Raw genomic sequence first — 23,159 nt, forward strand, 5'->3', positions numbered from 1 at the left:
GGGGCTAATCCTACTTAAACAATTGCGGAAGCGTGGTAGCCAGATAGAGCTTGCAGTTCATCCAGGTATGGCCGCCCGGTACAATTTGCGTATCCAGCTTCAGGCCCTTATCCCTGAACATCGCGATGTTCTGCTTCACCGGCTCATACAGAAAATCTTCCGTTCCGACGCTGATCGTAAATAATTTCAGTTGTTTATTAAACTGATCAGCGTTCGGCGACCAGTCGCTGAAGTTCTTCTTAAACTCCTCCGTGGCAGTGTACGGCGCGTACGAGCACACGTAGGCGAATGTCTCGGGGTGGGTCAGCCCGATGTTCAGGGTCTGGCCACCGCCCACCGAAAAACCGGCCACCGCCCGGCTTTTGCTGTCTTTGCTGACCGGATAGTTGGCTTCCACGAACGGAATGATGTCGCTGACCATGTCTTTCGTAAAGTCCGGCATCGGACTTGGGCGGACATTGCCGTAGGGCATCACAATGAGCATCGGTTTGGCTTTGCCCTGCGCAATCAGGTTATCGGCAATCAGGTTGGCCCGGCCCACTTTGGTCCAGGTTTCCTCCGTATCCGAACCGCCGTGAATGAGGTACAAAACCGGGTATTTGATTTTGCCGTTGAGATTAAAACCGGGCGGGGTGTAAACCAGGAGTTGCCGGGTCGTTCCCAACGTACCCGAATTGTAATACCGGTAGCTGATTTTGCCGTGCGGCACGTTCTGGAGCGAATGCACCAGCGGCTGGTCGCCGGGCACATCGACGATACTGCGCTTAAAGCGTTCATTGGCAAAGATGTACGTATTGTTCGGGTCGGCAATCTGGACGCTATCGACCCAAAAGCTGTACGGATAAATGTCCGGTTTGACGGGCGGAACCGTCACGCTCCAGATGCCGGAGGTATCTTTCGTGAGGGCGACCGGAGACTTCAGAAATTCGCCACTTAGCGTTACTTTCTGCGCTTTTTTGGAAAAATACCGGAACGTAACGCTGTGATCCGGATGCACGTCGGGCGAACTGATGGCGGGCGGCCGTTGGGCGATCACCGTCACCGAAAAAAATAGCAGGGCTGGCAGCAGGTAGATAAGGCGTTTCATGAGAGTCAGCGGGCTATCGGAAAAGTAAGGGCGTGGTTTCGGCCACGTAATGCTTGACATTCATCCAGGTGTGACCACCGTCGGTAATAAGGCTCTTATAATTCACCTTTCTTGCCTTCAGGTAGTCTATGAACTCCACCGTGCCTTTGTAGAGAAAATCGTCGCTGCCAACACTCACCCACAGTAGCTTCAACTGTTTGTTGGTGTTGTCGGGGTTGGTGACGAGGGGTTTATAGCTGCGTTCCATTTCGTCCGGCGACAGGTACGAACTGTAGGCGCACACCCAGGCAAATTTGTCCATGTTGCTGAACGCCGTGCGGAGCGTTTGCCCGCCCCCGCGCGAAAAACCGCCAATGGCCCGGTTTTCCCGGTTGGCGAAGGTCCGGTAGTTTTTCTCGACATATGGAATGACCCGGCTCACCAGATCCGTCGCGAAATCGTTTGCCCTTTTGACCGCATCGGCACCGTCGCGCACCGTCGGATCGGCAGGTTTGGTACCGCCTTTCTGCTCGGCCACGCGGGCCGCGATGTTGCCGTAGGGCATGACGATGATCATCGGTTTGGCTTTGCCTTCCGCAATCAGGTTGTCCAGAATCAGGTTGGTTTTGCCGACTTTAAAGAAGGTTTCTTCCGTGTCCGTGGTGCCGCTGATGAGGTAATAAACCGGGTATTTTGTCGCGGGATTCTGGTCGTAACCCGCGGGCGTATACACCACCAGTGAGCCGGTAGTACCTTCCAGCGACGGGTAATACTCGTAATTGATGGAACCGTGCGGGACATTTTTCATCGCGTGGACCAACGGTGTGTCGCCGGGCACATCCACCAGACTGGCTTTAAACCGCTCGTTCGGAAAAAAGGCCACGTTAGCGGGGTCCATGACGGTCACACCATCCACCTGAAAGCTGTACGGATAAATATCCAGTTTGATAGGTCCGACGGTAACGCTCCAGATGCCCTGCTCCCCCTTCGTCATTGCCACCGGCGCTTTTTCAAACTGGCCACTGAGTTTCACTTCATTGGCCTGGGGAGCGAGGTAACGAAACGTAACGGTTTTGTCGGCGTTGATCTGGGGCGATACCACCAGCGGCCCGCGCGGGGGCTGGGCCAGCACCGGGGCCGCAACGCAAAGAATGGCCCACAGGAGCCAGATCCGGTTTTTTGAACGTCTTCGCATGAGTAAAGGGTTAAGAGATTAGTGACAGGTGAAAGAAAGCAAACGGTTTATTTATTCGGTTTTTTGGTCCTTATAGCCCATCAAATCCAGCATTTTAGCCGCGTATCGCTTCCCCAGTTCCCGGTAACCAGCGGCATTAAAGTGCAGGTTATCAGCCGCGTCGGTACAGCCAGCCGAGGAGATGACGTGGGCGTTTTTGATGGATTGCGGGAGCGTCGCAATGATCTTGTTCATGCTCGCGCAAATACCGCCCTGATCGGCGTTTACGGTTTCACCGGCCAGCAGCGGCACCTTTTTCGGTTTCAGGTTCAGATCATGCATCAGGTTATCGTAGACCACCTTGACCTTTTTGGTCCACAGCGTGTCGCCCGTGTTCGACTCGCCTTGGTGCAGCAGAATACCCTTGATGACCCCATCTTTCTGGGCCAGCTTCGCCATTTCGACCAGCCGTGCGTACGGGTTTCCATCGTACTCCTTCAGGAAATTTTTCATCCAGCCCGGCACATTTTCCGTATATGCCTCGTAGTGATCTTTGTCGAACAACTCAATTTTACAACCTCCTACAGCCACGTTGATGACGCCCACCCGGACCTTCTCGGGAAGATTTGCGACCAGTTCCCGACCAAAATAATCGGCGGGGGTCAGACCGGTCCGGCACCGACACAGGGGCGGAACCGCCGTATACCAGTGCCCCATCGTCCGGCCCAGGTCCGGGCAGTTGACGGCCTCCATCACTTGAAACCGGCGGTCTACCCCGATTGTATCCTGTGGTTCAATTTTGGCGTTTCCCTCCATGTTGGATTGCCCCAGGCAGAGGTAAATATGAAAGTTGCGATCCTGGGCAACGGCGGTCTTAGCCGTCAACAACAGCTGGGCAAGCAGAAAAAGCGGAATCAGTACTTTCATCATCAGTAAGATTTAACAGCTATTTCATCTGGATTCAAGGTATTATTTTCTCTTCGATTTATCCTGGTTTTGAAGTCTCGAAGCAGAATGAAGCTTTATTTTTTTGTAAGCGAATCCGTCACACGGAAAAAATCAAAGTCGGCATACCCGCCCGGGTTCGCGGTGGCGTAGGCAAACAGCCCGAACCGGTATCCCATAAAATGCGGAATGGTGTACGGCATCTTCAATGGCTCGCCGATGGACTGCCACGCTTTTCCGACCAGGCTGTAATAGAATTGCGCGATGTCGGCCCGGTTGGTGAAGTTGCACTCGGCTTTCAGGTAGACGTTTTTTTGCTTCAGCGAAACGCGCTCGACCTCCACCGGTTTTCCGGAAGCGGCACTCACCATAACGATGAAAGTCTGGCCGTTCTCCCGTTTGACGCCCACCAGCCCGTAGTTTTTCTGCAACAGGCTCAACCCGGCGAAATCCCCATCCTTCAGGTTGGAGACGTCGATCGCCGTCGAACCCGAACATTCCGGGCCGATGGTTCGCTGCGTCAGGGTGTTGCGGGCCAGCACGAATGAGGTATCGACGCGACCGGTTTTCAGCCGCAAAAAGCCCTTCCGATCGCGAACGGACCAGAAGCTGTTGTCAGGATTGTGGTTCCACTGCCACACGAGCGGCAAGGCCCGGTCACCGGTTTTTCGGGTAAATTCGTCGGAAGCTACCAAGCTCGGAATCAGGCCTTTGCTGGCGGGCAGATCGAGCGTTTCGGGTACTTTGCCGTTGATTCCCAGCACCGGCCAGCCGTCTGCCCAGGTCACCGGAACCAGGTACGGAATGCGCCCGACCCCGCCAAAATCCCGGAACAGGTAAGCATACCATTTCCCGTCCGGCGTATCGATCAAACCGCCCTGCGCCACCCCCAAATCCTGGAGTGCGACGCGGCCTTCCCACGGCCCCGTGATCCGGTCGGCCCGGTGGATCACCACCGTCCGCATCCCGCCTTTGGGCCAGGTGATGTTGAAAAGATAATACGTTCCGTTCACTTTAAAGAGCTGCGAACCTTCGGCGGGTAAACCGCCGTTCGTGCCCGAAGGCGTGCTGGCATTTTCGATGAGCACCTGCTCGGTCGTCCCCGGTTTGACGCCCGACGCATCCGCCGTCAGCTCGACCAGCCGGATTTTGCCTCCTCCATAAATCAGGTACACCCGGCCATCATCATCAAAAAACAGGCTGTGATCGTGGTAGGCGGGTTTGAACGACGTCGCTTTCCACGGCCCTTTTTCAATATTTTTGGTGCTATAGATGTACGTTTTACCCGTCGTTTGGGCAAAAGTGGTTGCATAGTACGTGCCGTTGTGATACCGCAGGCTACTGGCCCACGAACCCCTGCCGTAGCTGCTTTTGCCATTCGTCAGGTTCAGCGCATCGACACTCGCAAGCGTGTCGTAGGCGTAATTTACTAACTTCCAGTTGACCAGATCGCTCGATTTCATAATCGGCAGTCCCGGACTCAGGTGCATGGTCGTGCTGCTCATGTAATAGGTTTTACCCACCCGGATCATCGCCAGATCCGGCACGTCGGCAAAGAGAATCGGATTCCGGGCGGTCTGGGCGTTCAGCCCCAAAACCGTACCCAGCAGCATTATTGTGACTAAAACCGCCAGAAGAAACTGCCTTTTCATTTTATCCTTATTCACTCACACAATCACTAATACACACAATTATTTGTACATCGGGTCATTTCCCGCGTATTTCAGGTATTGGAACGATGCCGTGTTGGCCGATTGCTGCCCGGACGAGGTCGCGTACAATCCGTACAGGCACCCGATAAACCCACCCGCAACTTTGGTGCTCAAAAATTTGGCGTCAACCTTGTCTTTCAGCAAGTTCCAGGTTTTGGCATCGGTCGAAACATGAAAGCTGTAGGTGTCTCCCTGCGAACTGATGCGCAGCCCCACCTTCCCGGTTTTGGTTGTCATCGGCACTTCGGTCAGCAGTTCCATCTCTTTCGATCGCGGCTTGCTTTGAAAGAGTTGCAGCACGTCCTTCCCTTGAGCTTGTGAATGGCACAGCCAGTAGAAGTGGTCTTCATCCTGAAGAATGATCAAACCGGCTTTTTCTTTTTCTGATTGGGGCGAAAATGCCAGCTCGGTTTCGGCGGTGCTGAACAGGTGCTGCTGCCGTTTTCCGATGAAGGCCGGATTGCCCGGGTCCATAACGGTTTCGGGCTTGAGTTTCAGCGTCAGTCCCTGTTTCTTCGAAAGCGAATACCAGCTTTTATCCAGCGTCCGCATAAACAGCAGCGTCGGGTCCAGTTCTTTGTCGAAGGTCAGCGTGTAGGCAAAGTTGCCCGACTGCGGCAGCGCGCCCTTGAGTTTCACTTCCTTGTACGAAACCGGGTAGCGGTACGAAATCGCTTTCTCGCCGTGCTCGATCATCGGCCAGTCGTCTTGCCAGGTGACGGGCGCAATGAACGTTTCCCGGCCGGTGTTGTAAAAATCGCCTTCATAGGGCCGGACGGCCAGAAAAATGCAATACATTTTACCATCGGGTCCATCGACAAACTGGGCGTGACCCGCCGATGTAATGGCGTCTTTTCGGTCGGCGGGTAATTCGCGCTGGGTCAGGATCGGATTGCCCTCAAAAGGCACATACGGCCCCCAAACATCCTTACTTCGCAGCACCACCTCCGAATGGTTGACTGAGGTTCCGCCTTCGGCCGCGTAGAGGTAATACCAGCCATTTCGTTTCATAATGTGGGGCGCTTCAATCCACACCGGTTTTTTGCTGAGGTCCACTCCGCCGTTTACCAACTGTTTTTCTTCCCCAGCCACTTTCAGATTCCGGTAATCAAACTCATACATCCGAATGGTCCGGTGACCCGCGTACAGCGGTTTTCGGTCGGGGGCGTCGCTGTTGTAAAGGATGTAGGCTTTGTCGGTTTCCGCGTCAAAATAAATCGACGGATCGATGCCCCGGACCGACGGAATCTTCACCGGATCGCTCCAGGGACCGGCCGGATTTTTCGCCGTTACGACAAAATTGCCGTCGTGATCGATGTCAGTGCAGGTCAGGTAGTACGTGCCTTTGTAATAACTGATGGCCGGAGCAAACAGGCCCCGAGTCAGCTTTTCGCCCATGAAATCCATCTGGGAAGGCCGGTCGATGACGTTCCCGATCTGTTTCCAGTTCTTCAAATCCTGGCTGTGAAAAACCGGGATGCCGGGAAAATACGAAAATGTGGAATTAACGAGGTAATAATCCGCCCCTACCTTTACGATGCTCGGGTCAGGATAAAAACCGGTCAGGATCGGGTTGACCAGCGTCGTCTGAGCCATGGCGGAGTTACTCAGAATGAAACAAAATGCCGTTAATACGGCCGCGCAAAAACGTTTTATCATGTTCATCATTCGGTTACAGTCAATCATTTACCGGCTCACCAATATTTATACTTTTCCGGTCCAGGCCGGAATGTTCAGGATTTAAATCAAAAATGTAGGAGAATGAAAATTTCCTTACATTTTACACTACGATTTCACCTAGCATCTACCATTTTACTTACTTAATAACCCGGATTCTGCGGAAATTTAGGTCCTTCCACGACCCGGTCAATTTGCGCCTGCGGAATGGGCCGCAGCATGTGATAATCCTGAATATAGGGTGCCGCTTCTGGATTCCAGGCTTTTACGCGTCGCACCAGCGAACGGGTCCGAACCAGATCGTGCCACCGTTGCCATTCGCCAAAGAGTTCGCGGGTGCGTTCATCCAGGATAAAGTCTACGGTTACATCAGCCGGGGTAATGGTCATGGCCGTTACGGCAGCTGCATTTTGAGCTGCCGTATTGGTTTTCCGGAAAGCCGCCCGTTGCCGAACCGTATTCAGCAGGGCAGCCGCCTTGGTGGCATCGCCCGCTTTCAGATAAGCTTCAGCACCTGTTAAATAGACGTCCGCAAATCGGTACAGCACACAGGGCCGGGTCGATGGATCGTTGAAGTTGGCTCCCCGACTGGGGTCCATGAATTTTTTCAGGGCCGGAAAAATACCGTTATCCCACAAGCTGGGCGGGACTACCAGCCCTTTAAAAGGCCTTGTACCAATGAACTGGGGTGCGCCAGCTACCTCAAAGTCGGGTAACCAAACGGCGGTATCTGCCCCCACGACGGTGGTATAACTGATTCCCCGGCTATTGTTGGCGGCTGTAGCCGTATTGGTAACCGCCGTGTTGGAAATATAAACCGTGTAGAATGAATTGATAAACCGGGAATCGACCGTCCGATTGGTAAATGCCTGATCCAGAAAGTAATTCTTACCGGCATTGGCACCAGACGGCCATTTGTAGCTATTCGGGCGCATCCGGGTATAGGGTCGTCCGTATTGCGAATCCCGGATCATCAACGAGGTTCCGCTGTTCACGTAGGCTCCCGCAGCGCTTTTGAAGGAATTGATACCGCTGTTATTCGGATAATTCCAGTTGGTAAACCAGGGAGTCAGATTTTGAGCGGCACCCCCACCGGCGGCAGCACCCACGGCATAATAGCCATATTTCGGGTCAAGCATGTGATCGCTGACAAACATGGTTTCTTTGCCGTAATCGTTTGCCGGTACAAATGCGTCGCCAAAATCCTGCCACAGATCCAGCCCGTAGGCGGCTTTATTGGCGATAATATCCGCACAAATCGCAGCCGACTGCGCAAAATCAGCCGCCGTATTGGTAAGCCAGCCCCGGGTCAGGTAGGCTTTAGCCAGCAGCAGTTGTGCCACCGGTTTTGTGGCGGCTTTCCCCAAAAATGGTGCGGTAGGCACGTTAGGCAAATCGGCAGCGGCCTCCGTCAAATCCTTGATGATCAGCTCATATACCTGAGCCGCCGGTTGACGGGCAGCGGCCTGGGAAGGTACCGTAATAAATTCAGTGCTGAGGGGCACATCACCCCAGGTCTGGACCAGGTAAAAGTACCAGAACGCCCGCAGAAATTTCGCCTGGGCCAGGTACTGCTTGCGGGTTGCCTCCGGCAGATCGGTCGTCTGGCCGTATTTGAGGACGCCGTTCAGCGTATTGATATCCTGAAAGGCAACACCCCAGGCCGAGCCGAAGTTACTGCTGTTCAATCCGTTATACGTATAAGGCGGAACGCCACCGCTGCTGGCTCCCTGCAAAAACTCATCGGTTCCGGCCTGCATCTCCACGGTGAACCCTTCCGTGCCCCACTGCCCCCGGATGTCGTTGTAGACCCCGGCAATACCGCCCAATACACCGGACGGACTATTGAAGTAGGAAGGAACAATCTGGGATTGGGGTTTCTCCTCCAGTATTTTTTCGCAGCCCGTGTTGAGCAACGCGGTAAGGCCAATGATGGACCAGACTTTTATTGTTTTCATCGTTCTATCCCTGATTAGAATTTAAAATTGACCCCAAGCGTGAATTGCCGTACGGGCGGGTTGTTCAGGTTTACGGCGATCTGACGCTCCGGCGTTCCGCGTTCGCTGGCTCCCTGCGGATTCAGCGTCGACTGGCCACTGGCGTAGCTGTTCCCCTCCGGATCGACGGCCAGATTCTGTTTCACCAAAGGCGAATAAAGAATCAGCGGGTTGGTGGCGTTGAAATACACCCGGGCCGAGTTCATGCCGACTTTCCGGATCAACTGATTGGAAAACGTATACCCCAGGTTGATGCTTCTGACTTTAATGAACGACCCGTCGTAGTAGCCCAGCGTTGAGCCAAAATATGCAACCGCACTTCCGGCATCCGGCGCCGGAAACGCATTGGTCGGGTTCGTTTCGGTCCAGTAATCGGTTTTCACCTGATTTACCCGGCCCTGGTTGTAGAAAGCAAAACCGCCCGAACCGGTGGAATTACCCGTGAGATACGGTACGATCACTTTCATTCCCATCCGGGCAAAGGTGACGATCGACAGATCAAAATCTCTGAAGCTGAACCGGTTGGTGATGCCTCCCTCCCACTTTGGCTGGAAATTGCCCAGAATCTGCCGGTCGGCCGCGTCAATTTTCCCATCGCCATTCAGGTCTTCGACCCGGATCTGACCGGGGAACTGTGCCGGGGAAGTCTGTTTGGCCAGGGTTCCATTTTCTTTATCCGATGTCTGCCAGATGCCTATTTTTTTGTAGTCAAAAATGACCGACAACGGTTGACCCACAAACCAGCCTGCCCCTAAGTTGGAGAGTTCGGTCGGCGTGGTGAGCTGGGTGATTTTCTCCCGGTTAAAGAAATAGGTGACGTCGGCACTCCAGTTGAAGCCTTTCGAGCTTCTGAAAATATCAAACGTCAGCGCGGTTTCGAGCCCCTTGCCTTCCGTCCGTCCCAGGTTTTTCAGGGTCGAACCGGCCCCGTTGCTCGGCGGCAGCGGAACGGACAGCAGAATGTTTTTCGTTTGCTGGTGATACCAATCGACCGACCCCGTAATGCGGTTATTCAGGAAGCCAAAGTCAATCCCGAGATCCAGTTGGGAGGTCGATTGCCAACCCAGACCGGTGGCCGGCAGACTGGTAACCGTATACGCCAGCTGCTGACCGGCTGTACCTGTACCGAAATTGTAATATCCGGCCGACAATGCCCCCAGCGTTGCGTAGGCTCCAACGTTTCGATTACCGGACAGCCCCCAGCTACCCCGTAATTTCAGGTTCGAAATGAATGAAGCACTTTTCATAAAGCCTTCTTCGATGACATTCCACCCGGCCCCAATCGCTGGATAATTAAAATACTGATTACCAGGTGATAAAGTTGAAGAACCATCCCGTCTCAGCGTCAGGGTCAACAGGTAGCGGTCATTGTAACTGTAATTTACCCGACCCATATAGGAAAGTAGACCGGTTTCGGAAAATGAGTTGCCGAAGTCCGAGTTGGCAACCGGTGTTCCGGACGCCAGCGAGAAATTAGACGTCTTGATGTAATCGGCCGGAACCCCGGTTATGGTAAACCGGCTGCCCAGCGAGTGATTTTTCGTAATTTCATACAGCCCCGTCACACCTATTTTATGCTTTCCAAAGGTCTTGTCATAGTACAGCAGGTGCTGGAGGTTGATATCCCAGTATTCGGTATTGCTGATTTCGGCGTTAGAGGACGACTGAACCGTCGCACTGTTAAAATAAGTCAGAGGGCCATTGTATCCATTGTAGTTCGACTGGCTGAAGTTCAACCCGGCATTCATCCGATACCGCAGCCCGGGCAAAATAGCTACCTCCGCATAGATGCTATTAAACGTTCGTAAGGCCCGGGTGCGCCCCAGGTACGAATCCTTTTTGGTGATGATCGTCAGAGGGCTGACCCCAGCGGCATCGATGGAGCCTTCCGCCGGGAACAGGTTGACCGAACCGTCGGCATTGTAAGGCGCGGCCAGGGGTGTTTGCCGTACGAGCCCCCCCGGAACACCGCCACCACCCGGCGTATTCGTATAAGTCAGGGTGTTCAGGGTATTCAACCCAATCTTGATGTGCTTGCCGATGCGCTGGTCGACCGTTGCCCGGACGGTGTACCGTTCGAACTTTTGACTGGGAATAATACCGGTTTCATTGAAATAACCCAGGCCCAGCGAATACTGCGTGTTCTCAACCCCGCCGACCATGCTCAGCTGGTGGTTGGTGTTGAACCCGGGCTTGTACAGTAAATCCTGCCAGTCGGTCGAAATACCGGCAGCCAGGGCATCTTTTTCTTTCTGGGTCAGCGGATAAGCGGTCGTGCCGGGGCTGGTGCGGTTGTATTTGGTCGCATCGTCTTTAAACCGGGCGTATTCCGGTCCGTTCATGACGTTAAATTTGCCCATGATGTTGGTCACTCCGTGGTAGCCGTCGTAGCTAAAAACCGGTTTTCCGATTTTACCCCGTTTGGTCGTTACCAGAATAACGCCCCCCGATCCACGCGACCCATAAATGGCCGTAGCGGATGCATCTTTCAGAATTTCGAGGTTCGCAATATCGTCGGGGTTAATGTCATTGAGTCCGCCATAGGGTATTCCATCGACCACGACCAGCGGGCCGTCCAGCCCGTCACTCGATCCGGAACTCGTGGTCAGTGTGCGGTTTCCCCGGATCCGGATTTGCCCCTGAGAACCCGGCGTGGAGCCGTTGCTAATGACGGAAACTCCGGCCGCCCGGCCCTTTAACTGATTCACCAGGTTCGGTGCCGGAACCTCTTTCAAAGTGGCTTCATTGACCGAAACGACCGATCCCGTTACATCCCGTTTCCGTTGGACCCCATATCCCACGACCACGACCTCTTCCAGCGTTTTATTATCCACAGCCAGTGCGACATTAATAACCGTCTGATTTCCAACGATTACTTCTTTTGTGGTATAGCCGATGAACGAGAAAACGAGAACCGTTCCGTTGCCCGCTGGCACCGAAAGCCGATAATCCCCATTGCCGTCGGTGGTGGTTCCCCGGGTCGCCGACTTGATCTGAATCGTCACGCCCGGTAGGCCTTCCCCGTTATCACCCGTGACACGACCCGTAATCTGCACATCCTGAGCCTGATCGGTCATCACTTCGCTGGACGCCTTACTGGGGGAAAGGGTGGCCGGTGAAGCCATTCGTTTGAGCACAATCTGCTGATTGACAACCTCATAGCTGAGGTTGAGCGGAGTCAAAATCTGCTCCAGAACGGTATGAAGCTGCTCATTTTTAACTTGATACGTAACTTTCCGCCGGGATTGAATGATTTCGCGGCTAAACAGAAACTGAACATTAGCCTGCTCTTCAATCTGCTTAATGGTGGTCTCCACGTCCTGATTTTGAATCGAAAGACTGATGCGCCGGTTCAGCAGTTCCTGAGCTTTACCATCAAACGCAAAGCTGATGTTCATCAGGGTGAGCGCAAGCAGGATTTGTAAACTCGAAATTTTCATCATCCGGATCCAAACGCTGCGATTGGTTATAAAATAGTGCATTGGTGTTGGCGTTTTTGTCTTCAAAAAATTGCAAAATAATTCCCAGCCCCCGGTTGGAAGGGGAAAGTGTGCCTACGATAAATAGGGCCGTAAAACGGAATGAGGTCGGATAAATACCCGTTTAGAGGAGGAAAGAGAACATTTTTTCGATCATAGGATTAGGATGGTTAAGAATGGAAATTCGATTAATCACAGCTCCGGCTGTGTATAATTATCCGGTTGTCGACCAGTTCATAGGTTGACTCAATGGTCAGACAGATCAACCGGACTTTTTCAAGAAAAGGGACGTCATTCAGTTGGCCGGTGAACGTGCAATTCTTTAATGAGTCCCGTTCATATTGAATCGGCATGTGGTAACCCGCTTCCAGTTGATCAAAAATTTCCGTTACCGGTTTATAATTAAACGCATAGTGTTGCGCGACAGGGAAGAATGCGGGTTCTTCGGCCAACAGGTTTTTCCGCTTCACGACTTGTCTGGAATGTCCACTAATGTTAAGTTCTTCATTCACCGTCAGCAAAACCGGTTTTTCCGGTGCTTTAGCAGTCATAACCATTACTTTGCCCGTTTTCACTTTGACAAATGCGGTTTTCTCCTGATCGAATGAACGCACCAGGAAACTGGTTCCCAATACCTTGGTAGTCAGATTGTGGGTGTAGACAACGAACGGCCGGTCCGGATTTTTAGTTACTTCAAAAAAGCCTTCTCCTTCCAGATAAACTTCCCGCAATCCTGCGTCCATCTGTTTCCGAAACCGCAATTGACTCCCTGACGACAGCAAGACCGATGAATGATCCGGCAGGAAAACGACCCTGCTCTGATTGGTTGTATTCTTCACCAGTTTCCAGCTTACTGCCCGCGTTGCTTGCTCTTCGACGGTTCGGTTTATCGTAGCTGGCAGAAAAATGGTTTTGCCGAACTGCCACCAAACCAGCAGACCTACGACGGCTGCTGCCGACAGCCATTGCCCCCACACCCTGGGAATTTGGAGCCTGCGCGCGGGAGAAGCAGGCAGTTGATCCAGAATTTCGGCGGTTTTTTCCCGTATTTCTTTCTGCGTAACGTCAACCCTTTTTCCCTGGATCACCCAAAAGGTCGCCACGGCTTCCTCATAGATTTCTCTCCGTTCGGGATGCAGCGCTAACCAGGTTTGCCAAAGGACTTGATCTTCCGGTCGTCGTTCCGTGACCCAGATCCGGAAAGCCTGATTTCCCAGGAAATCGTCAACGCTCGAAAGAGTTTCATCCGGAAGCTCCATTGGTACTTTTCGCTTAATAGTATTGATAGTATGAAGAATGCACCCAACGATACCCTTCTGAAAGGAAATTTTTTTAAAAAATAATACAACTCAGGTAGGCCAGTGGGACCAGCCACCGGGTACGTAGCTTGGTGAGTGCCTTTTGCAGAAAATTAGAAACAGATTGCCGATTAACTTGCATCGTTTCGGCAATCTCGGGAATGGACAAATTCTCGTAGTAGCGAAGATATAAGGCTTCCCGTTCGCGGGCTGGTAAGGCAGCCAACTGGGCCTGTATGGTTTTGGTCAGGCTAGCGAACGATTCCTGATGAATCAATACTGTTTCGGAATCAACATCTTCCAGAATGGTAGTATCCCAATCCAGTTCTTCAAAAGCCAGCCGTTTCTGCACCCGAACATGCTGCAGGATGTGGTGCCGGAGGGCTTTTAATAAATAATGTTTAACCGACTCGGTTTCATTGATTTGCAGGCGGTTTTGCCAGAGTTGCAGGAAAAGCTCCTGAATAGCGTCCTCCACCACGGCTTCATCCACCCTGAATTTTAACCCATAGTGCTTCAGCGAGCGATAGTAGCGTTCAACCAATTGACCCAATGCCTTTTTTTCTCCTTCACGAAAGGAGCGCCATAACGCGTGGTCGTGAACCTGAAAAGCCATAGAACTTGGTGGATTGTAAACGGATAAAAGCGTAATACGAATTGCTAGACTGAATGACCTTCCGCCTGAACGCGGCAGAAGGTAATCCAGAACTCACCGACTGATCGTTTCCACGATGAAGCTGCGAAAGTCTCTTACACTCCGCTGAATGTTTGCCGGCCAAGGGCTGAACGAGGATCGAAACTGCTCTTTCAAAGTTCTTCCACCGATGATCAGATCGGGGTTATACCATTGAAATGCCAGCGTTTTCCTGGATTTAGGAAATTCGAAACCGAAGGACTCACTCTCTTTAAAGTACATATTATCCCTTAAGGCAATAGTTATCATAGGATGTAGGTTGGTTATGCCATGATAAAATCTGTGGCCTGTCGTGAAATTTTAAGCAGGCAGGCCCCGAACGATTGTGTCATTCTGACACTTTTTAATAATTGTAAATTTGACGCTTATTTTTTAATTGTCAATAAGACAACTAAGAAAAATTTCAAAAATTTTTCTTATCTGAAAAAATAATAGAATTATACCGGGAAGTTGTTCCGGGAAAATTTCAATTAATTGGAGATAAAATTTAAAACGTATCAGTTCCCTGGTGGTTCTTTGGGTGCTGACTTACTAACTGTACATGGTTTCGGGTATCTCTTTGGTTTTGCCGCTCCCAGACCCCGGTTTATCGGTTTGATGCTAAAAGAGAAAGTCCGGTATGATATCTGCCTTGACAACAGCCTGTAAGCAAACGGGTTGGCATGAACATAAAATAATTTCAGGTATTGAAGGCCGGATTTCGGAAATTTGCAGAACCAACCTGCCAAACTATGAAGTACCAACCATTGCCTGCTCCTGAAAAGTATCGCCTGTTAGATCATTCCGTTCGCCTGGTCTGGGACCAACTTGAGTTGGAACAAATCAACTGGCTGGTTCATCAGTCTTTTTATTTCAAGAATTTCCTGTTTGCGGACCTCTCCTATTACGGCCAGGTCTTTAGCCTCGACATAAAAATTGGCCCGGATGAGGTCACGACGCTGTTTTTCCCCAAGTCTGAGATTGGAACGATGACCGATGAAATGATTCGAATCATCATTGACTGCCTGATGACGGTTTCTGAAAACGTGGCCAAAACGAATAACCTGGAAGTGCCGGAGCACCTGGCTTAGCGAAGGAACGAAGATCGCAAACATTCTATCGTTCATTCCAACCGGTTTTTCGCTTTCAGGGTCATTTGGGAAATGTCTCTTTTATGAAAAAACTGAAAGCTTTCTGGTGGATTACGGTACTGATCGTTTCCGGCTGTCAGTCCCAAACCGACGTTTTTCCAACCGACACCTGGTCAGAAGGCTGCGTCGAATTAGCCACTAATCAAGGCGAATACCGTTTAAGCGGTATGTGTTGCGCCTATGCCGTCTTTCCATTGATCGACAAGGCCCCAAAGGGTTCCTTTAAGGTGAGCGGAAGGTACTATTCCTTCAATGGAGTTGAGTATGCCTCCATTCCCATCGAAATAACCGGTGAACTGACTTCCAAAGATCCAACGCTTATCCTGAGCTATACTGTCGGTTCACAGTCCAAGGTACATCGATTAAAGCCCGGGCGTGCCACCATGTCTTGTTATTGCGGCTGTTTTTGAGGTTACAGCCCCAAAAGTGATTACACGAGTTAACAAGGTAATGTTAGCCAATCCGATTGATACACAAACAAGCTGGGCGGAAATCAAAACTGTGAATAAGCCATGTAGCGCCCTAAAATTCAATCGCTCAGCAGGATCAAAAAGCGAATTCGTGGTACTAATAAGTCCTGATTTCCTTTCTCTTATTTTTGTACCGAATAATGCAGTTGAACGGAGTTGTTATTGATTTTTTTAATATCCAGCAGATTTAGCTTAAAATCAGTCTCCACTCCTTTTAGCAGGGACAAGCCATTTCCAAAAAGGACGGGCTCGAAGACAAAATAAATCTCATCCACGAGTCCTGCCTCGAAAAAGTTACTCATTGTCATTGCCCCTCCAATGATAACCGCTTCGGTGTGTCCTCTGTCCGTAAGCATCCGGACTATTTCAGCGGGAGTCACCTGGGTGAAAACGACGGTTGAGTTAGCGGTTTTGGCCTGTTGGTCAGTGGTCAGGACAACCGTTGTGCCCTGCTCTTTCAGGGGAAGATAATCCGGTGCCAGAATATCATAGGTGGTCTTACCCATGATAACGGCATTACCTTGTTGGCAGATTGCATAAAGTCCCTGCCCGTATTCTTCCGACAACCAGTCGGGAACGTTTCGTGAGTTAGAGATAAAGCCGTTTGTCGAAACCGCTATATATACGCTGATTTTCATTTTTTTAGTGGTTAGTTTTTTACATCTGTCATTAAGACTGTCTCTTTAATAACCGTTTTCCTTCCTTGGCTGACGGTCAACAGCAGCCTGATTTTCCTATTTCGACAATAACCGGTTTTCCACAGCTGAAAGCAATGGAAGACTGGCTTCCCTAAAAGTGGGTTTCAATCCTGTACACTTTCCCGTAGAAGTTCACACCGAAAGGATATCGTTCGCAACAATCCGGAGATCGTTATTCAGTTGATGGCCACCGTTGTCGATTTCGCGGAAAGTGGCCCAGGGAATCTGCTGTTTATACATAGCCAGGTGGTCAAACGGCACCTCCTCATCATCCCGGCAATGGTAAAAAAAAATGGAAACGTTTTTGGGCAATGTTTCAGCAAAATCTTCACGCAGTTTAAATCCATCTTTCCAATCTTCATCACCGCTCCAGAACGGCGTAGAAATTAGAAAAAGGGCCGACACCTCTTTCCTGACTTCATTTTCAGAACAATATTTCAGCAACATGGAAGCGCCTAAAGAGTGTCCCACCAGAATCAGCCCGCCAGCCATCCGGGAAATTTCCCGGCCAATCTGCTTCATTCGACCAAAGTCGGGGGTAGACTCAGTCGGTAAGCGCGGATAGTGCAGGCTATAGGCTTTCCCTAAACCGGCCTGTAACGAATCAACTAGCTGTTTATCAGCTTCATAATCTTGTTTATCTCCCCCTCCCTGAATAAAAAGCACCTGTTTGTTGGTCCTGGTCATGAACGTTGAGTTTCAGATTTGTGTCGGGTAAAATTAACGCAAACGCTCAGGTTACGGCAGGTGCATTTACGTCAAAAAGAAGGGTAGTTTGCGACTTTTTAACCATTTTCTGAGTCAATAACCGGCCTCAGGGTGAAACTCTTTTGGGAGTTGAAAAAAGACAGTGTCCGAAAGCCGGAATTCCGACCTGATTGCATGCCTTTCTCCCTTTCCAAATTCTGAAAAGTCTTCATTCGGTGAACTTGAAAAAGTGTTACATTTCGCATCAGATGTTGGCAGGATCTACGATAGGATCGCTCCTACGCTGGTAGTGATTGACGCGTGTCTATAGTTATCTCTTTTTTGACAATTCCTCCTATGAACCGCTACCGAATCGTACTGCTTAGTTTATTTTCATCCGTCATGTTATCAGGCGCGGCCCGGGCCCAGGCAAAAATCCTGACAGAAGCGGCTCCGGAAGCAGGCGGTTTTTCGGCATCCCGACTGGCTCGATTGGATTCGGGAATGCATCGCTGGGTCCAACAGAAATGGGTGAACGGTTCCGTTGTCCTGATTGCCCGCCATGGCAAAATTGTTTTCTACAAAGCGCACGGGTACAATGATCCAGCGACCAAGACACCTCTCAGCAAAAGCGGCATCTTTCGGGTTGCCTCGCAAACCAAAGCACTCACGACGGTTGCCGCCATGATGCTGTGGGAGGAAGGTAAATTTTCGCTGGAAGATCCGGTTTCCAGGTTCATTCCCTCTTTTGCCAATCAAAAAGTGCTGGCGACCTTCAATCAAAAAGATACTACGTACACGACCGTTCCGGCAAAACGACCCGTCACCATTCGCGATCTGCTGACTCATACATCGGGCCTGGGTTACCCGGCGATTGGTTCCCCGGCAGAAAACGCCATTTACGCGAAAGGCAATTTAACCGGAGGAGTTGGTGTAAAGGATCAAACCCTTTCCGACGCCATGACGCGGCTGGGCAGTCAGCCACTCTTTTTTCAACCCGGGGAACAATGGAAGTATGGGTTGAGTACGGATGTGTTAGGGTATCTGGTTGAAAAGTGGTCTGGTCTGACATTGGAGGATTATTTTCTGAAGCGGATCTGTCAGCCCCTTGGAATGAAAGATACGTATTTTAACGTGCCACCCGAAAAGGCGACCAGGCTGGTCAATTTTTTTCTCGGTGATTCGACCGGGCGAATCCAGAAGCAGAGTGCGGTTTTTGGCGGAGCGCTCAACATGAACTACCCCATCCAAAAACACGATTATTTTTCTGGAGGAGGTGGTTTGTCGACTACCATTTATGACTATGCGGTTTTTCTCCAGATGCTGTTAAATGGTGGAGAATATAATGGCGTGCGGCTGTTGTCTCGCAATACGGTGCGGCTAATGACCATGAATCAGATTGGCGACCTGAACCCCAACGTTGGTGAGCATGCCCGCGATAATAAATTCGGGTTTGGGTTTTTAGTCATTTCTGAAAAGGGGAGTCCGTTCACGCCCAGTCAGGTGGGCACGTATTCCTGGGGTGGCGTCTTTTCAACCTCCTATTGGGTTGATCCTAAAGAAGATATGCTGGTTTTAATTTACCGGCAAATGTGGGGACCGTACGTAACGAATACCGATAAAGCTTTTAAACCGCTGGTTTATCAGGCAATCAACGATTGATGAATAAGCTGAATTCGTTAGCCAAAAAATATATTGACAACCCGTAAAATTGTTTACCAATCAATCGATCTTTCCTCAGCGATTACAATTCAGGTAAACGCCTGGATGTATTTCTCAAATAGTATTGGTTGCCGCCCCACAAACGCTGATCGCGGCTGAATAAGATTTGAAAATAATGGTTTTTACAGAACCGCCAGTTACAAAATGAAAGCCTCAATGTCTTCAAAGACTGACGGGGAAGATGATCGCGAGTTAGACCGGTTTTAACCTCACAAACACTCGCTTTATGGATAGGATTGAATGCCGCAAATAAGTTAGTGTTAGAGTAACGGTATTCGCCAGGCTCTGCTGACATACTGTTGTCAGCGGACGTCGTTTACTTTGCCGACTCAACTCAAACGCTAATACGCTATGAATTTTGTCTCCGTTCGAATTATTACTGCGGATATCAAGCCCCTGGTTCGTTTTTATGAGCAGGTTACGGGCCTGCCGGTAAGGCAGTATACGGAAGATTTCGCTGAATTACATACCCCCTTAGCCACGCTGGCCATCGGCAGCACACGCACCTTGCAACTCTTTGGAGGTGACGACGTAGCCAGGGCGGCCAGTAATTACTCCGCGATTATCGAATTCCGTGTTCAGGATGTGGACGAAGTGTATCAAAGGCTGGCCGACATCCTTGGCGACACGATCATCCAGAAACCGACCACCATGCCCTGGGGAAATCGTTCGTTACTGTTCCGGGATCCGGATGGCAATCTGGTGAATTTCTTCACCCCGGTTAGCCCGGAAGCACTTAAAAAATTTGATGACTAGGATATCATCTCTCGTGCTCCGATTCATGACCTTTTGATGGTTGAATACCGATTAATATCAATGGTGTCGTTGAGGCTGTGTTTGAACATTCAGAACGCGACCAACGCAATTCAACGCATTAGTCAGATTGAGGCAAAGACCGGTTCAGATATTTCACCAAAGGCTGCAGGCTGGCAAAAGCCGCCTGCACCGTGGTGGACAGGCCTGGCGTCGTCAACATGGAATCTGGAATAGAATGGCTGACGGTAAAGCTTTTGAGCTTTAAGTATTCAATGCCCGGATTGTTCACGTCATACCCCTTGGGCGGTCGCTGCAGGGCGGTTTCCCGGTTTAGGCCACTGAAATAGGAACGGAACGCGGGTTGTGTCAGAATACTCTCAAAAGCGGGCAGATTATAATCAATTTCCTGGCGAATGGCGGCCAGAACGTCCGTGTCGGGCATATACATACCGCCAGCCACAAACGCGTTTCCGGGCTCAACATTCAGGTAATAGCCCGCTGATCGGCTGTTTTTACCACCGGCATTAAACCACGCTCCAAAATTGGTTTTGTATGGAGATTTGTCGGTGGAGAAACGAACATCACGGTTAATGCGGAATACGCATGATTTTGGTTGCAGTTGTGAGGCAGCTATTTCCCGGTCGGTCTGTTCGAGGCCGACTAGCGTTCGTTCAACCAGGCTTAGAAAATCGGCGCGGGCGGCTTCGTAAGCTGGTCGGTTTTGATCAAACCACTGCTTATTGTTATTGCTTCTGAGGGAAGAAAGGAACCTAATGGTTTCGGGCTTGAGCATAAGATTGTCAGTCGGTGCGGTAAAGCTAAGGATAATTGAAGGAGTCGCCCTACCAGTCAATCAACTTTTGCAGTGAATTTAGGATGGGCGGCAACACAACAATTGGCCCTTCCGGAAATCATTTTTGCCACTTGTAACGTTTAAGGCGGTTTTGGGTTTACTGTAGAGAGCCCGCTGACTCCCATTAAATCTCATCCGTTAATTTGCGAACCTCCAGAAGCGCCATTTCCATTAATTTCTCTCCATGTTTTTCAATCAATTGCTGCTGCTCTTGCATGATTGCGCTGTAATCACTGTTGGTTAGCAACGAAAGCAATCGAACCTGGTTGGACAAGATAACTTGTTGGGAAGCCGCGGTTTGACACACCAATGGAAGGATCGTCTTCAGCAGGGCATTTGTCATATGTGATTGCATGGGCATGTATCAATTTTGATGATGTAATTTATTAGCAACGCCCGCAATCTGGAGTTATTTTCAGGAAACTTACAACCGGGTTTAAACTTACAGTAAAAACCTGGACAGTCAGAACTGGGGGATTTATTTTAAAAATGACCCGCTATTTGGCAATCGTTGAAGAAGGGTTAACAAGATAGTTTATGTGGCCATTCGCCCTTCATCCAATCTTAATCTCAGTTAAGAGTCAGTTAAAAATTTCTGACAATCAATAAGTTATAACAAGAAAACCTACCTTCGAAAAAGCGAATTGCTCCAGCTAGTAAATGCCCTGATGTATCTCTATTATTCCGTCATTACCCCTAAGCAAGAACTACTCGAACTCAGTGTGATTGCCTTTGACATTGAAGTTCTCCTGGATATTTTGAACCAATACATTGGCTCAGGACACGAACTCCTGTACGCCTTTCTACTGGATGAGAAAGGAAGCCGGACGCATTTACCCGTTGAAGTCTTTGATGGTATCAGCATTTCGAAGCAGCTAAAGACGATTGAATTGGAATACCAGCGATTACTGTCGGCATCAACCGAGTAAAATAACGGTGAAAAGAGGCTGCAAAATGCCCCACAGCTGATTATCCCGCTGAATATGAGCGTGGATAAGCGCCCGGTGACCAAATGTTTTCAAAAATGCAACTTACCGGCTCTCCGATGTCCGGGAGATGCTGGCGCAGCTTACGGATTTGGCCAAACAGCACGAAGCCCCGCCGATTGGCGGAGCAGAACCCCATCCGGCTTCATTCTTCAACGAGTTCCGCTTTTTTGAGACAGGCAAAGACTTCCCGATAAAATTCGGGATGTGATTGCCAGGTCTGGGCCGTTACTATATTACGGTCGCGGACGGCCTGCTGGGTTGAATACGTACCCCCACCCATCTCAATTTCGGCGCGCACATGCTCATACGCCGTTAGCGTGCGGTTATTGGCTAATCCGGCCGTGACCAGAATCTGGATGCCGTGGCAGATGGCAAAGACCCATTTGCCTTGTCGGTCAAACTCACGGACCACTTCCAACAGTCCGGCATGATTGCGCAGGTATTCGGGTGCGCGGCCACCCAGCAGCAAAATGGCCTCATAGTCGTCTACGACTACCTCGCCAATAGTGAGGTCTGAAGCCAGACAATAACCGGGTCGCTCGATGTAGGTGTCCCAACCGGGTTCAAAATCATGCATCACCAGGTTCAATCGGCGTTTGCTGGGGGCGGCAATCACCGTCAGGTCGCCTTCTTCCTGAAAGCGGTGGACGGCATAGAGGGTTTCGTAACTTTCGCCACCATCGCCGGTGACGATCAAAATTTTGCGATTCATGGACTCAGGAATTTAAAACAGGCGTGTTAAGGTAGCCATTTTCATCTGGTTTAAGCCATTAACCCGCCGAGAATAATTAGACCCTAAATTGGAACAGCCATTCAATATCAATTGTAATCCGATAAGAAGAGCTCAAAAACCGGCCAATTGATGGAATTAAGGCCGGTGGACGAAATTCAGAAAATTTTTTCACCAAAATTTTAAACAACTTTCCGGTATTGCCCGTTATGTATTTATAAATCGCTGATGCGTGGGGATACTGTGAAAGGTACCTGATTGAAAAAATAACCACCCATTAAGCGGTAACAAGAGCCAGGTGACTTCGGTCGTCTGGCTTTCTTTTTTTCTGGAATGCCCGCAGGCACAATGGCGTATGAAGGAAACATCCATTTCCAGTCGCTACTTTTACGGATAAAACCGGGCGGTTAGTTGGTCGTCAGTAATACACTGCAATGAAAACAAAAGCCTTTGATGAATCCCTGCTTAGCATTTTAGCATTAGAGACTTGCAGAGTAATATGGGCGATTTTTTGTTTTGGAAGCAATATTGTGAAGAGTAATCTGCAGAATATGAGAGTGTTACTATTCATGATGGCTGGTTTTTTTCTTACCTGGGATTCTTGTTGGGCTCAGGAACAGTTTTTGGGCCGGACATTGAAAGAAGTTCAAACCCAATTGAGCAGAGACCAAATCCGGTATGAGGAGCAATCATCGCCGATGGGTGATGCGACGACCCTTTCCTACAGTCCTCCGGAGTCGAACCGTAAGCGGGTCGATTTGTATATCACTCATTTTTTACGCTTTCGCCAGGATAACAAAAATGCCTGTGACCTGATCATGAGTTATCCCATGATGCAACAAAATTGGGTGGCCGATACGCTGAAAAATAGGCTGATTCAGACCGGATTTAAAATGATCGATCCGTCAAGATTCCGGCACGAATCCCGCAGTTGCCTGGCTCAACTGGAATACGTGACGGACCTGAATCCCTACACCCAGCAACCGACAAAAGTTAAAATGCTCCGCCTTACCTATACGCCCAGTTCGAAACAACCTGAATAGCCAGGAACATGGTGCGTTAACTGTGGTCTTGCTTAACCC

20 protein-coding genes are annotated in these 23,159 nt (G+C 50.2%); 6 read left to right on the forward strand and 14 right to left on the reverse strand.

Annotation, left to right across the window (positions count from 1 at the left end):
* Positions 1-10: 10 nt before the first annotated feature.
* The 9 genes from GJJ30_RS16280 to GJJ30_RS16320 all read right to left on the reverse strand — a co-directional run bounded on the left by GJJ30_RS16280 (position 11) and on the right by GJJ30_RS16320 (position 13,964).
* Positions 11-1,087 (reverse strand): esterase, encoded by a 1,077-nt coding sequence (locus GJJ30_RS16280; RefSeq protein WP_154176221.1) that lies wholly within the window; start codon positions 1,085-1,087, stop codon positions 11-13.
* A 13-nt stretch (positions 1,088-1,100) separates the two neighbouring features.
* Positions 1,101-2,261 (reverse strand): esterase, encoded by a 1,161-nt coding sequence (locus GJJ30_RS16285; protein ID WP_154176222.1) that lies wholly within the window; start codon positions 2,259-2,261, stop codon positions 1,101-1,103.
* 51 nt (positions 2,262-2,312) lie between these two features.
* Positions 2,313-3,167, reverse strand: a complete 855-nt coding sequence (locus GJJ30_RS16290; RefSeq protein WP_154176461.1) for a sialate O-acetylesterase — start codon at positions 3,165-3,167, stop codon at positions 2,313-2,315.
* Between the two features lie 95 nt (positions 3,168-3,262).
* The gene (locus tag GJJ30_RS16295; RefSeq protein ID WP_438821604.1) at positions 3,263-4,798 is read right to left on the reverse strand and encodes a glycoside hydrolase family 43 protein; all 1,536 of its coding nucleotides are present in this window, start codon (positions 4,796-4,798) and stop codon (positions 3,263-3,265) included.
* Between the two features lie 78 nt (positions 4,799-4,876).
* Positions 4,877-6,493, reverse strand: a complete 1,617-nt coding sequence (locus GJJ30_RS16300) for a glycoside hydrolase family 43 protein (protein ID WP_229313170.1) — start codon at positions 6,491-6,493, stop codon at positions 4,877-4,879.
* A 224-nt stretch (positions 6,494-6,717) separates the two neighbouring features.
* Entirely contained in the window at positions 6,718-8,532 is a 1,815-nt protein-coding gene (locus GJJ30_RS16305) for a RagB/SusD family nutrient uptake outer membrane protein (RefSeq protein ID WP_154176225.1), read from the reverse strand.
* Positions 8,533-8,546: 14 nt separating this feature from the next.
* On the reverse strand, positions 8,547-12,053 hold the full coding sequence (locus GJJ30_RS16310) for a TonB-dependent receptor (RefSeq protein ID WP_229313172.1): 3,507 nt from the start codon (positions 12,051-12,053) through the stop codon (positions 8,547-8,549).
* A gap of 185 nt (positions 12,054-12,238) precedes the next feature.
* The gene (locus GJJ30_RS16315) at positions 12,239-13,309 is read right to left on the reverse strand and encodes a FecR family protein (protein WP_154176226.1); all 1,071 of its coding nucleotides are present in this window, start codon (positions 13,307-13,309) and stop codon (positions 12,239-12,241) included.
* 73 nt (positions 13,310-13,382) lie between these two features.
* Positions 13,383-13,964 carry an RNA polymerase sigma factor gene (locus tag GJJ30_RS16320; protein WP_154176227.1) on the reverse strand — a complete coding sequence of 194 codons (582 nt, stop codon included), beginning with the start codon at positions 13,962-13,964 and terminating at the stop codon, positions 13,383-13,385.
* A gap of 809 nt (positions 13,965-14,773) precedes the next feature.
* Here GJJ30_RS16320 and GJJ30_RS16325 point away from each other — a divergent pair.
* Together GJJ30_RS16325 and GJJ30_RS16330 are read left to right on the forward strand one after the other, a co-directional pair.
* Positions 14,774-15,112: a hypothetical protein gene (locus GJJ30_RS16325; protein ID WP_154176228.1), complete on the forward strand. Its 339-nt coding sequence runs from the start codon at positions 14,774-14,776 to the stop codon at positions 15,110-15,112.
* An 83-nt stretch (positions 15,113-15,195) separates the two neighbouring features.
* Positions 15,196-15,582 (forward strand): hypothetical protein, encoded by a 387-nt coding sequence (locus GJJ30_RS16330; protein ID WP_154176229.1) that lies wholly within the window; start codon positions 15,196-15,198, stop codon positions 15,580-15,582.
* Between the two features lie 182 nt (positions 15,583-15,764).
* Here GJJ30_RS16330 and GJJ30_RS16335 read toward each other — a convergent pair whose 3' ends face one another.
* Positions 15,765-16,280, reverse strand: coding sequence for a dihydrofolate reductase family protein (locus GJJ30_RS16335; RefSeq protein ID WP_154176230.1), 516 nt, complete (start codon positions 16,278-16,280; stop codon positions 15,765-15,767).
* A gap of 192 nt (positions 16,281-16,472) precedes the next feature.
* Complete coding sequence (locus tag GJJ30_RS16340) at positions 16,473-17,027, reverse strand: alpha/beta hydrolase (RefSeq protein WP_154176231.1); 555 nt, start codon at positions 17,025-17,027, stop codon at positions 16,473-16,475.
* A gap of 357 nt (positions 17,028-17,384) precedes the next feature.
* Here GJJ30_RS16340 and GJJ30_RS16345 point away from each other — a divergent pair, with 357 nt between their 5' ends.
* Positions 17,385-18,689: a serine hydrolase domain-containing protein gene (locus tag GJJ30_RS16345; protein ID WP_154176232.1), complete on the forward strand. Its 1,305-nt coding sequence runs from the start codon at positions 17,385-17,387 to the stop codon at positions 18,687-18,689.
* A 411-nt stretch (positions 18,690-19,100) separates the two neighbouring features.
* Positions 19,101-19,505: a VOC family protein gene (locus GJJ30_RS16350; protein WP_154176233.1), complete on the forward strand. Its 405-nt coding sequence runs from the start codon at positions 19,101-19,103 to the stop codon at positions 19,503-19,505.
* Positions 19,506-19,623: 118 nt separating this feature from the next.
* Here GJJ30_RS16350 and GJJ30_RS16355 read toward each other — a convergent pair whose 3' ends face one another.
* Positions 19,624-20,298, reverse strand: a complete 675-nt coding sequence (locus tag GJJ30_RS16355) for a DUF2461 domain-containing protein (RefSeq protein ID WP_154176234.1) — start codon at positions 20,296-20,298, stop codon at positions 19,624-19,626.
* Positions 20,299-20,482: 184 nt separating this feature from the next.
* Positions 20,483-20,701 (reverse strand): hypothetical protein, encoded by a 219-nt coding sequence (locus tag GJJ30_RS16360; RefSeq protein ID WP_154176235.1) that lies wholly within the window; start codon positions 20,699-20,701, stop codon positions 20,483-20,485.
* A 301-nt stretch (positions 20,702-21,002) separates the two neighbouring features.
* On the opposite strand from GJJ30_RS16360, the gene GJJ30_RS16365 reads away from it, so the two are divergent.
* The gene (locus tag GJJ30_RS16365) at positions 21,003-21,287 is read left to right on the forward strand and encodes a hypothetical protein (protein ID WP_154176236.1); all 285 of its coding nucleotides are present in this window, start codon (positions 21,003-21,005) and stop codon (positions 21,285-21,287) included.
* 202 nt (positions 21,288-21,489) lie between these two features.
* Here GJJ30_RS16365 and GJJ30_RS16375 read toward each other — a convergent pair whose 3' ends face one another.
* Positions 21,490-22,059, reverse strand: a complete 570-nt coding sequence (locus tag GJJ30_RS16375) for a DJ-1/PfpI family protein (protein WP_154176237.1) — start codon at positions 22,057-22,059, stop codon at positions 21,490-21,492.
* Positions 22,060-22,733: 674 nt separating this feature from the next.
* On the opposite strand from GJJ30_RS16375, the gene GJJ30_RS16380 reads away from it, so the two are divergent.
* A complete protein-coding gene (locus GJJ30_RS16380) occupies positions 22,734-23,120 on the forward strand; it encodes a hypothetical protein (protein ID WP_154176238.1) in 387 nt (128 codons plus the stop codon).
* Positions 23,121-23,159 lie beyond the last annotated feature (39 nt).

The sequence above is a fragment of the Larkinella terrae genome (genome assembly GCF_009668025.1).
GTDB lineage: Bacteria > Bacteroidota > Bacteroidia > Cytophagales > Spirosomataceae > Larkinella > Larkinella terrae.

Coding starts and splice junctions, on each gene's coding strand:
- GJJ30_RS16360 (WP_154176235.1), bottom strand. CDS start 20,701: ATGACAAATGCCCTGCTGAAGACGATCCTTCCATTGGTGTGTCAAACC.
- GJJ30_RS16280 (WP_154176221.1), bottom strand. CDS start 1,087: ATGAAACGCCTTATCTACCTGCTGCCAGCCCTGCTATTTTTTTCGGTG.
- GJJ30_RS16290 (WP_154176461.1), bottom strand. CDS start 3,167: ATGAAAGTACTGATTCCGCTTTTTCTGCTTGCCCAGCTGTTGTTGACG.
- GJJ30_RS16335 (WP_154176230.1), bottom strand. CDS start 16,280: ATGAAAATCAGCGTATATATAGCGGTTTCGACAAACGGCTTTATCTCT.
- GJJ30_RS16300 (WP_229313170.1), bottom strand. CDS start 6,493: ATGGCTCAGACGACGCTGGTCAACCCGATCCTGACCGGTTTTTATCCT.
- GJJ30_RS16375 (WP_154176237.1), bottom strand. CDS start 22,059: ATGAATCGCAAAATTTTGATCGTCACCGGCGATGGTGGCGAAAGTTAC.
- GJJ30_RS16340 (WP_154176231.1), bottom strand. CDS start 17,027: ATGACCAGGACCAACAAACAGGTGCTTTTTATTCAGGGAGGGGGAGAT.
- GJJ30_RS16305 (WP_154176225.1), bottom strand. CDS start 8,532: ATGAAAACAATAAAAGTCTGGTCCATCATTGGCCTTACCGCGTTGCTC.
- GJJ30_RS16320 (WP_154176227.1), bottom strand. CDS start 13,964: ATGGCTTTTCAGGTTCACGACCACGCGTTATGGCGCTCCTTTCGTGAA.
- GJJ30_RS16315 (WP_154176226.1), bottom strand. CDS start 13,309: ATGGAGCTTCCGGATGAAACTCTTTCGAGCGTTGACGATTTCCTGGGA.
- GJJ30_RS16330 (WP_154176229.1), top strand. CDS start 15,196: ATGAAAAAACTGAAAGCTTTCTGGTGGATTACGGTACTGATCGTTTCC.
- GJJ30_RS16310 (WP_229313172.1), bottom strand. CDS start 12,053: ATGCACTATTTTATAACCAATCGCAGCGTTTGGATCCGGATGATGAAA.
- GJJ30_RS16285 (WP_154176222.1), bottom strand. CDS start 2,261: ATGCGAAGACGTTCAAAAAACCGGATCTGGCTCCTGTGGGCCATTCTT.
- GJJ30_RS16325 (WP_154176228.1), top strand. CDS start 14,774: ATGAAGTACCAACCATTGCCTGCTCCTGAAAAGTATCGCCTGTTAGAT.
- GJJ30_RS16295 (WP_438821604.1), bottom strand. CDS start 4,798: ATGCTGCTGGGTACGGTTTTGGGGCTGAACGCCCAGACCGCCCGGAAT.
- GJJ30_RS16350 (WP_154176233.1), top strand. CDS start 19,101: ATGAATTTTGTCTCCGTTCGAATTATTACTGCGGATATCAAGCCCCTG.
- GJJ30_RS16345 (WP_154176232.1), top strand. CDS start 17,385: ATGAACCGCTACCGAATCGTACTGCTTAGTTTATTTTCATCCGTCATG.
- GJJ30_RS16355 (WP_154176234.1), bottom strand. CDS start 20,298: ATGCTCAAGCCCGAAACCATTAGGTTCCTTTCTTCCCTCAGAAGCAAT.